The organism is Nostoc sp. FACHB-888 (assembly GCF_014696655.1).
GTDB lineage: Bacteria > Cyanobacteriota > Cyanobacteriia > Cyanobacteriales > Nostocaceae > Nostoc.
The window spans coordinates 46731-56431 of the sequence record NZ_JACJQM010000044.1; the positions used below are offsets into that span (position 1 = coordinate 46731).

8 protein-coding genes are annotated in these 9701 nt (G+C 40.1%); 3 read left to right on the forward strand and 5 right to left on the reverse strand.

Annotation, left to right across the window (positions count from 1 at the left end):
- Positions 1-168 precede the first annotated feature (168 nt).
- Complete coding sequence (locus tag H6G26_RS23570) at positions 169-849, reverse strand: uracil-DNA glycosylase (protein ID WP_190731694.1); 681 nt, start codon at positions 847-849, stop codon at positions 169-171.
- A gap of 193 nt (positions 850-1042) precedes the next feature.
- On the opposite strand from H6G26_RS23570, the gene H6G26_RS23575 reads away from it, so the two are divergent.
- On the forward strand, positions 1043-1741 hold the full coding sequence (locus H6G26_RS23575; protein WP_190731695.1) for a phosphoribosyltransferase family protein: 699 nt from the start codon (positions 1043-1045) through the stop codon (positions 1739-1741).
- A 60-nt stretch (positions 1742-1801) separates the two neighbouring features.
- On the opposite strand, the gene H6G26_RS23580 is transcribed toward H6G26_RS23575, so the two are convergent.
- The 3 genes from H6G26_RS23580 to H6G26_RS23590 form a co-directional block, all read right to left on the reverse strand.
- Positions 1802-2902, reverse strand: coding sequence for a tetratricopeptide repeat protein (locus H6G26_RS23580; RefSeq protein ID WP_190731697.1), 1101 nt, complete (start codon positions 2900-2902; stop codon positions 1802-1804).
- 356 nt (positions 2903-3258) lie between these two features.
- Complete coding sequence (locus H6G26_RS23585) at positions 3259-4101, reverse strand: cyanophycinase (protein ID WP_190731710.1); 843 nt, start codon at positions 4099-4101, stop codon at positions 3259-3261.
- A 395-nt stretch (positions 4102-4496) separates the two neighbouring features.
- Entirely contained in the window at positions 4497-4700 is a 204-nt protein-coding gene (locus tag H6G26_RS23590; RefSeq protein WP_190731699.1) for a hypothetical protein, read from the reverse strand.
- Between the two features lie 316 nt (positions 4701-5016).
- Between H6G26_RS23590 and H6G26_RS23595 the strand changes: the two genes are divergently transcribed.
- Positions 5017-6954, forward strand: a complete 1938-nt coding sequence (locus tag H6G26_RS23595; RefSeq protein WP_190731700.1) for an acetate--CoA ligase family protein — start codon at positions 5017-5019, stop codon at positions 6952-6954.
- A gap of 129 nt (positions 6955-7083) precedes the next feature.
- Here H6G26_RS23595 and H6G26_RS23600 read toward each other — a convergent pair whose 3' ends face one another.
- Positions 7084-8700, reverse strand: a complete 1617-nt coding sequence (locus H6G26_RS23600) for a tetratricopeptide repeat protein (RefSeq protein ID WP_190731702.1) — start codon at positions 8698-8700, stop codon at positions 7084-7086.
- 177 nt (positions 8701-8877) lie between these two features.
- Here H6G26_RS23600 and H6G26_RS23605 point away from each other — a divergent pair, with 177 nt between their 5' ends.
- Positions 8878-9336, forward strand: a complete 459-nt coding sequence (locus H6G26_RS23605; RefSeq protein ID WP_190731704.1) for an endonuclease domain-containing protein — start codon at positions 8878-8880, stop codon at positions 9334-9336.
- The last annotated feature ends 365 nt before the right edge of the window (positions 9337-9701 follow it).

Here is a 9701-nt window from a genome sequence, read left to right on the forward strand (position 1 = left end):
CTCTACTGGTCTAAAATCAGTACCAAAAAACCTTAACTGACTAACTAACTCAATTAAACTTTTAACCGCACTACTACTAAGAGGGAGTTTTCAAGACGCAACTTCGTCATATTTTAAAAGCTGCCGTTTATAAGCTTTTAAAATATAATTTTGCTCTTGTACTAAAAATTAACTGTTATTTTGGATTTCGTCTAACTTGGCACGCACTGCCTGAATATCCTGCCACATCAACCATTTAGGCGCACCTCTTTCTTTAGAAGGATTACGCAGCAAGTAGGAAGGATGAAAAATTGGCATACATAAACGCCCTTCCCACTCTAGCCATTGTCCGCGAATTTTCGTAATCCCCCGCTTATCGCCAGTGATTCCTTTGACAGCAGTTGCACCTGTTAACAGGATTATTTTGGGGTCAACTAGGCGAATTTGTTCTAGTAAGTAGGGTAAACAAGCCGCCACTTCTGTTGGTGTAGGAACTCTATTATCTGGTGGGCGACATTTGTTAATATTGGCAATGTATACATGATCCTCAGTAGTTAGATTCACGGATGCCAGAATTTTCTCCAGCAACTGCCCCGATCTACCTACAAATGGTAAGCCAGTTTCATCTTCATTTTGGCCAGGCGCTTCCCCTATAACCATAATTGGTGCTTTGAGATTACCGCGTCCGACGACAGCATGAGTCCGAGTGTCTCCCAATCCACAACGGTGGCAGCTATTGCAATGCTGTGCCAACTCCGTCATGTCAGTATAAGTTCCCGGAGCGATCGCAATTTTAGCGTCTGTGGGAATCAGTTCTCGTTGGTTAAGGGTTGAGTCGTCGAAGAGGCTGAGTTGGGTTTCGCTGCTCATGAAAATTAGGATTTTGGTATCAGCACCATCTGTCTTATCTGAGTTAAATACTGCTCTGTTTGGAGATTTATCAAGATAAATAGACTTTTGCTGAATACTTAATTATTTATACAAATCTTATTGTATCAGTTAATTTGAGACAAAATTCAGTCATGATAAAAGCAATGCCGTCCTAATATGCTGGGGGGAAACTATGTCACATACCCCATTTTTTGCCGATCGCACCCATGCAGGTGAGGAATTGGCGCGAGTGATTCATGATGTTTTGACTCAGCAAACTATTGATTCTGGGGTAAAGCCTGTACCAATTGTTTATGCTTTGCCAAGAGGGGGTATACCAGTGGCAGCACCAATAGCCCGTCTTTTGGATTGTCCGTTAACAATTGTGGTGGCGAAAAAGATCAGTCATCCAGAAAACCCAGAGTTAGCAATTGGTGCAGTCACTACTTTTGGAAATGTTCTTTGGACTGAGCAAAAGCTATTTCGCTCTAAACATGATGCGCGGGGGCGAGAAGTAGCTTTAAATAAAGCTATCAACCAAGCTAAGTCTCTTGAGGCTCAATTAATTCCTGCTTGTCCGCAGGTGAATGCCAAGAATGCTACGGTGATTTTAGTTGATGATGGCATTGCTACAGGTATGACAATAGCGGTAGCGGCAACTGCTACCAAAACCCTTTCTCCAGCAGCAGTTTGGCTATGTAGTCCAGTAGCGCCACAAACATTGCTACCTTGGTTAGAACAGTGGGGCGATCGCACAATTGTTTTGGAAACACCAGAACCTTTTTGGAGTGTGAGTAATTTTTACGCACAATTTCCCCAAGTAGATACATTAGAAGCTCTTGAATATCTCCAGCAACAAAAGACAATGGGAGGAATGGATTTATGCGAATAATTTTAATTTTTGAATGAGTGAATTTTAAATTTTTACTCTGCCTTACTTTTGCCTTACTTTTTAAGTATTTTGAGATGTTCCTTGCTGATATTGCATAGCTTTGGCATAATCACCCAAGGCGTAACAAGCGACTCTCAGACTGGCAAGAGCTTGTTCTTCACTGCGACTGTCTTTGATATTCCTAGCTAACAGTAAACGTTCTTCATAATATGTAATTGCTTTGTTATAATCACCCAAAGCTTCACAAGCAACTCCTAAACTACCTAAAGACTGTTCCTCGCTACGCTTGTCTTGGATTTCTCTAGCTAAGTGCAACCGATCTTCATAATACTTAATGGCTTTAGCATAATCACCTAAGGCATAACAAGCATTCCCCAAGTTTTTTAGCACCTGAGAAGCACTGCGAACATTTTTTAAAGAGTGTGCTAATACTACACACTGCTCATAATAGGCGATCGCTTTTGGGTAATTGTCCAAAGCATACCAAGCATTACCCAAATTCTTGAGTACCTGTTCCTCGCCCCAGTTATCTTTGAGTTCCCGGACGATTTCTAGACTTTGCTGCTGATACTCAATTGCCTGCGTAAAGTTGCTCAAACCTTTATAAACCAATCCTAAATTATTCAGTGCCGCCACTTGACTGCGTTTGTCTTGCAGTTGCTGCGTTATTTTCAAACATTTTTCTAGAAATTCAATTGCCTTTTTATGATCATTCAAGTGACGGTAGGCATTGCCTAGATGGGAAAGTGCTTGCATCTGCACTGCTAAATCTGAGGTATTGTTGAGCAAAGACAGACACTCTTGGGAGTAAGAGATAGTACCTTTGTAATCTCCAGCGCTGTAAGTTACCAATCCTAAAAAAGAAAGTGCCTGAGCCTGTTTTTGCAAATCCCCAACTGCCTGAAACAGTCCCAAGGATTGTTGTAAGGATTTCAACGCCGCTATTAATTCACCGCTTTGCTGCTGTTGAATTCCTTGCCGTAGTAATTTGGACGCTTCCGATAAATTATCGTCACTTTCCTGTATAGGTAGTATTTCTGCGTGTGAACCAGAGTTGAACTCATGGGTAATCGTATTACGCTTCACTGGTTTTAAATATGTTATGGGTAATTGCAAGGGAAGTGTGTTTTTCGATCTGTGATTCCATCCACTGTTAGACATCGACCCTTTCCTGTTAAGCCTGGTAGTAAATCTAGTGTTCCCAAAACCAGAATGTATCTTTCATCAGGCTGGTTTGCCAGGGGTTGGGAACGGGCATACACCATGTGACTCGTCGAACTTACTTTGAGATTTGGCTAACCAGTTATCAGACATTCATGTATAAATAAATACATATTATTTTACAATCATGGCTGCGATCGCTTATTAATAATTAATCCCCCCTTTTCTCCTGAAAATGCGGGGCTATGTCCCCTATTTCTGAGAGTACTTGGGAGGATATTCAAGAGATAAATGTCACTAATCTACTAGTATTATTTATTCAAGTTAAACGCACCTGCTCAAAGCTAGGTATTGATTCAACCAACGGGTACAGAAACATTGGCCACAGAGCCATCATTTAGGATAGGCTGGCGGGTTTTCAAGTCAAATTTAAAGCCTTGTGGCAAAATATGAAGCTTTGCTCCGCAAATCGCCAAAGGCTCATCCTTCAAAATTTCGCCCATATTGTTGTATGTAGCCTCTGATTCATCAACAATGGTAACCGCACCTTCACCAATTACTTCAATTTGGTTATCTGTGACTACCATAGCGGTATTCTCATCGATACCGAATCCCAAAACAGCAGGTTCTAGTATTAAAGCTGAAATTAAGCGTCCCAAGCGTCCACGCTGAGAAAAGTGCTGGTCAATTACCACTCCTGGTAAAAAGCCTAGACCGGGGCCCATTTCGACAGTTTCAATCCGAGGGTTTGTCTGCGAATCGCCTTCCACTATCATTTTATCTGGCATCACGGCAGCTCCAGCGCTTGTGCCTGCGATAACTATACCTTCAGAGAATCGTTGATGAATCGCCTTATCTATTTCGGTACCCTTGAGGATGCTGGTGATGCGAGCTTGATCTCCCCCAGTAAAAAATACTCCAGTTGATTTATTAATTGCTTCCAATGCGGTAGATGAAGATCCATCTTCGCGGGTTTCTGTATCAAGAATGCGAACATTCTCAGCTCCGAGCCGCTCAAAAACTCTAATATAATTTTCTCCCACTTCTCTTGGTAATTCTGTCGCCGCCGTCATAATTACAATGTACGCCTTCGTACCCCCAGCACGACGCACAAAGTCCCGCAGAATTACGGAATCTCCTTCCTTGTCCTCAGCTCCCCCAATAATTACTAACTGCCGTTTGGTATTATTTTCCACGATGATGCTTCCTGATGTGGGTTAATAAACTTTACTAAATCATGACAATTCAAGTATCAAATCATCCCTTTGGTAGATCACTTGATAGAACGTAGGGTTATAATTTGCGTAGACGCATACTAGTACGGAAAAGCAAGCTACGCGTAGCATCTCGTAGAGAAGCGGCTTGCCGTTAGACGCTGCCATGAAACGAAGAGATTTTCCCAGAAAATTACAAAAAAATAACTATCCTCAAAATTATTTTTTTGAGTTAATAAAATCCACATATTAACTGCCTCTAGAGAGATTTTCTAGAGGCATTGTTAACATATTATTAATTGCCGATTAAAAGTTTATCGCGCAATTTAATAATTGGTATTAACTCTAGCTAGGTGCAATTAGATATCTGGTGCTAAGTCCTAATGAATGCGACTTCTGTAAAGCAAGTTAGTTAAGAAAAAACGTGCTTGTTCTAGTGGGAGATGCCTGGGTTTGCCTTGATAAACAATTTGATACTCATTTATGTCCGGGCCATCACCATGGCCAGAGATTAGCTTTTGGTGAAAAGCTTCCTCAGCAAGTTCTCGAATTTCATCTCTTAGAGTAGCTTCTGTGCTATTCATAACTTTGCTGTCTCTTAAATACCGCATATTTATTTATACCAATTCTTATGTGAGTGTTGTACCTTTCAAAGGTTATAACTTTGACTATTCATGAGGATGAAGTGATTATACTTTTCGTTTGCTGAAGTAGGGAAGTTTAATTATGCCTTGAGATAGTTGAAAATGCTTACTAATAAGGTTAATGTGAGTTCTGATTAGATCAATGGCTTTGCCATCACTCTCCAAAATTAATCTGAATCAATCTACAATCAATAAGTCTGAGTAATCATAACTCAGCAGCGAAATTTCAGGGTGTTTAGCCAAAGGTTTGTAATCAATGGTTGTACAAAAAAGCAGTGATTTAGTCCGCGTTAATGCTAGAAGAACGGATGTATTCGATATTTTCAACTTCAAGCATTATGTTGGGCCCAACCCCTATTTAGATATAGGGGCACTAGTATTTGACTTTGCTCTAGTTGACTCTAGAAAGCCTTTACCCATTGAAGATTATGTTGCAAGGATTGGCACAGACGCGGAGCGGCTTGTCGAGAGGCATCGCTATCGAAATCTGAGCGACCAAAGTTACGAATCTTATGCTCATCTCTTTGCCCAAGTTGTGTCCGAAGTTGGAAAGCTGGACATGGATTTGCACCTTAACCATTGGAGTGTCAAGCCATATCCAGATTTCGTGCGAATTAGCGTCCAATCATTACATGAACGCACAACTAGAGAGGTAGTTTATTTTGTTTGGGATTGGTTTGAAGCTATTACCCAAGACGAAGATTTTCCCTTTGATGAACACTTGGTGAAGCTGCAAAATAAATTTCGCGCATCTGTCTATGGTGGGCCTACAGTTTACGCCTTATTGCGAACAGCCTATGAAAAAGGTATTCCTACCTTTTATTTGTGGGAAGAAGGATTAATGCAATACGGCTTAGGGAAAAAACACGTCCGGGGGATAGCAACAACATTTAACTGTGATAGCCATCTAGATTCGGAGTTCACCACCCGTAAAGATGATTGTAAGGCATTTTTAAAAAGTTTGGGTTTTCCAGTCCCTGAAGGCGATATCGTCTTCTCTGAAAAGGAAGCCTTGGCAGCAGCAAGACAAATTGGCTACCCAGTGGCAGTTAAGCCAGTGGTAGGCCACAAAGGAATTGGGGTTACGGCTGACGTGCAGGACTCAAAAGAACTGGTAGCTGCTTATAATAGGGCAGTAGCAGCGATTCCCGAAGATCAGTTAACTAGGATAATTGTTGAGAAAAGTATTTCTGGATCAGATTTTCGCTTGTTGTGTGTTAATGGCAGATTTGTCGCCGCTACAGAACGCCGTCCAGCATCGGTTGTTGGTGATGGGTATTTAACGCTTGCAGAATTAATCCGCCTAGAGAACCGCAAACCTGCACGTTTAGATACACCTACCTCGCCGATGAGTAAAATTCAAATAGATGAAGCGATGGAACTCTACCTAGAGGAACAACGCTTATCATTGGATAGCGTTATTGAGAAGGGACGCACTGTTTACCTTCGTAAAGTTGCCAATCTTTCTGCTGGTGGTATGAGCATCGATGCAACGCAGACGGTTCATGATGACAATATTATCTTGGCGCAAGATATAGCTCAACACTTCCAGTTGACTTGCCTTGGTATTGATGTCATGACCAAAAGTCTCTCAGAATCTTGGAAGTCGAGTAACTTTGCCATTTTGGAAATCAACGCTGCACCAGGCGTTTTAATGCATCTTAAACCTTCTGAAGGTGAAAGTGTTGATGTGCCTTCTCATATTTTAGAAACCTTTTTTGAGTCGGGTACAGACGCTAGGATACCAATTATTACCTTTAATAAAATCTCAGTTGAAGAATTGCAAGAAACCATTGACCATATTCTTTTGCAACATCCCAACTGGATAATAGGCGCTGTTTGTCGTGATGCAGTGTTTGTAAATCGGTCTAAAAAAGTATTAAGTAAAGATTACAATAGCAACGTCCAAACTTTGCTACGTCATCCCAAACTTGATTTATTGATTGCCGAGTATACGGGAGACATCCTAGATGAAGAGGGTATGTTTTACCGCAGTAGTAATATGGTAGTTTTGGATAATCCTAGCGAAACTGAGATGATGCTAGTGCGGGATGTCTTCGATGGTTCTACTGTGGTGATTAGAAAAGGCAACGACATTTCTATCCGTCGCAGAGGGTTGATTGAAGATTATACTCTATCTGAAAATGAACCATTTACACGAGTTTATTTGAAAGAAACCGGAACCATATTGTGAGCTAGGTAAATAAGCCTCAAATCAATTTTTCCTGAATCCAACTAAAAAGTTAGAACCCCGATTTTGTAAAAGTTGTCGGGGTTCTTGGGGATAATTGAAAATTGCCATTTATTTACATTGATTAATTTTTTAGAAATTTAAAATATCTAATGATTCTTCTATTTGTAAATCTAATATAATTTCTCGTGTATCTTTGAGTGCTTCTAGCTTACCTTCTTTACGATATATGTCTGCCGCTTTTTGAAAATCTTCAATTGCTCCCTGCTTATCGCCTATTTCTAAACGGATATTGCCACGATTATAATAAGCATCGGCATAATTGGAATTAATCTGTATTGTCTGAGTATAATCTTCAATTGCTCCTTCAAAATCTCCTAAGTCAGAACGAGCATTACCACGATTATAATAAGCATCGGCATAATTGGAATTAATCTGTATTGCTTGAGTATAATCTTCAATTGCTCCTTCAAAATCTCCTAAGTCAGAACGAGCATTACCACGCTTTTTATAAGCTATGGCATCTTTAGGATTAATCTTAATTGCTTGAGGAAATCCCGGTTGAGAGTTTAATAAATAACGAGCAATCCCACGGTTTTTATAAGTATCAGCATAATGGGGGTTGATTTTAATAGCCTGGGTATAATCTTCAATTGCTCCTTGATTATCTCCTACATGAGAACGTGCTTCAGCCCGATTTTTATAAGCTACGGCAACATTAGGATTAATTCTGATAGCCTCGCTATAGTCATTAATTGCTTCTTCTAATCTTCCCAGTTGAGACAGAGCTAAACCTCGTTTATTGTAAGATTTAGCATCATGAAGATTCATCTGGATTGCCTGAGAATAATCTGCGATCGCAGCTTCATAATCGCCTACTTGATAGTAAGCTAAACCTCGTTTATAATATAAATCAATATCGCTAGATTTGACTTGTAAGGCTTGATTATAGTTAGCGATCGCATTTGTATATTCTCCTTTTTCAAAACATTCATCGCCTAGTTTTGCATAAAATATATTTAACTCTTCACCACTATATTCAGGTTCAAAAGGGGGTTTGAACACCTGATTAATAGTTGGCTTAGATAGAATTTCTTGTTTCGGGAAGTATTTGTGAATTGATGATTGTTGCCTAGAATTATTTATAGAAGATTGTAACTGTTCTAGATAACACCATAAACCACCACCATACAGTAATTGTTCTATGCCAAATGAAATTTTCCCAGTCTTCAACTTAATCATCCGGGTTGGGAGAAAGCCAGCCAAAAAAAGGTGATACTCAGATTGTGCTTCACTTACATCTTCTTGAATCAAAATGCAAACTACAACTGCATTTTTTTCAACTTCTTCAGAACTGATTGACCATCTAACTCTATCAATCCGACCATGACGAGATTTAACCTCGATACCAATAGATGGGTCAGAAGTCAAGGTAAAATCTATATTGCCATCGCCGCCGAATCGCTTTTCATAATCAACTTCGGTAATAAAATCAGCTAAACGTTCTTTGACAACTTCCTCACCCAACTTCCCTTTGAGATAGCTAATAAAAACGTCACGGACTGGTAAAACACGTTTATATTTCTCAGCCATCAGCCAGCAAAATTCCCGTAGTGCCCTTAACCTTTCTCCAGAGATTATAGTTAATTCACTATATTGACCTTCTGTTTCACAATGAAGCAGACAACCAGATGCTAACCTTTTAATAAAATCAGATTGTAGCGATCGCAGTAGTGTAATCCAGTCCATTTATATTTCTGCGAATCTTTTGATGAGATTATTCTATTAAAATATCCATTCGGCGTAAAGCTTTAAATCAGCTTTTTAGGCGTAGCCATGTCTGATTATGCCAGAGTTTTGAAGAGTTGGGAAAGTGCGATCGCTGGGAATAATACATGAAATATTAGCTAACCACCAATCGCGCAAATGACCCAAAATCAAAACCCCAACCCAAAGCCTCTCACCTACTCCAGTCCCCCCTCATCGCTTGCGGGGAGGGGGTTAGGGGGTGGGGTTCCGGGATATCCTTGGCAAACCCCATACGAACTTTGGAAAAAACTTAAGCCATTGGCGCGACAAATGCGGTGTGAACCAACTCCAACAGAAAAGTTACTTTGGCAGAAGTTGAGAGACAAGCAACTTTTGGGTTTTAAGTTTCGCCGTCAGCAAACAATTGATCGTTTTATTGTGGATTTTTACTGTAATGAAGCGCGCTTAGTGGTGGAAGTGGATGGTGAGATTCACAACTACACGCAACAGGAAGATGCGATACGTCAAGAATTCTTGGAAAGTTTGGGGTTGAAGGTTGTACGGTTTAGAAATGAGGATATTTTGGAGAGGATGGAGAGGGTGTTGCAGGATATTGGTGCTTGGTTGCAGAGATAGAACCCCACCCCCAACCCCCTCCCCGCAAGCGAGGAGGGGGCTAACTATGTGGTTTTTGGGGGTATGCGGTCGCATTGCGTCATGATTTGACAATTATTTCACAGGATAGTGATTTTGAGCGCGTGAGACAAGTGAGTAACTTGTCTTGCGAATCTTGGCTGTAATGATGGTTGAGGTGCAATCACATCGCATCTCAGGGGTGAATTATTGGGTGGTTTTAGAGTTTTCTAATTTTAATTTTAATAAAACTAGAAAAATTTTAAATTGGTTCTTCAGTACTTGTTATGCTAAATTCTTAGTTACAAATACAAAACAATATTAAAAATTATATTAAAAAATTACTAAAAGAATTGCAATCATTGACA

Excerpts from the sequence above, each read along its gene's own strand:
- H6G26_RS23570 (WP_190731694.1), bottom strand. The coding sequence starts at position 849 with ATGAGCAGCGAAACCCAACTCAGCCTCTTCGACGACTCAACCCTTAAC.
- H6G26_RS23575 (WP_190731695.1), top strand. The coding sequence starts at position 1,043 with ATGTCACATACCCCATTTTTTGCCGATCGCACCCATGCAGGTGAGGAA.
- H6G26_RS23580 (WP_190731697.1), bottom strand. The coding sequence starts at position 2,902 with ATGTCTAACAGTGGATGGAATCACAGATCGAAAAACACACTTCCCTTG.
- H6G26_RS23590 (WP_190731699.1), bottom strand. The coding sequence starts at position 4,700 with ATGAATAGCACAGAAGCTACTCTAAGAGATGAAATTCGAGAACTTGCT.
- H6G26_RS23595 (WP_190731700.1), top strand. The coding sequence starts at position 5,017 with ATGGTTGTACAAAAAAGCAGTGATTTAGTCCGCGTTAATGCTAGAAGA.
- H6G26_RS23600 (WP_190731702.1), bottom strand. The coding sequence starts at position 8,700 with ATGGACTGGATTACACTACTGCGATCGCTACAATCTGATTTTATTAAA.
- H6G26_RS23605 (WP_190731704.1), top strand. The coding sequence starts at position 8,878 with ATGACCCAAAATCAAAACCCCAACCCAAAGCCTCTCACCTACTCCAGT.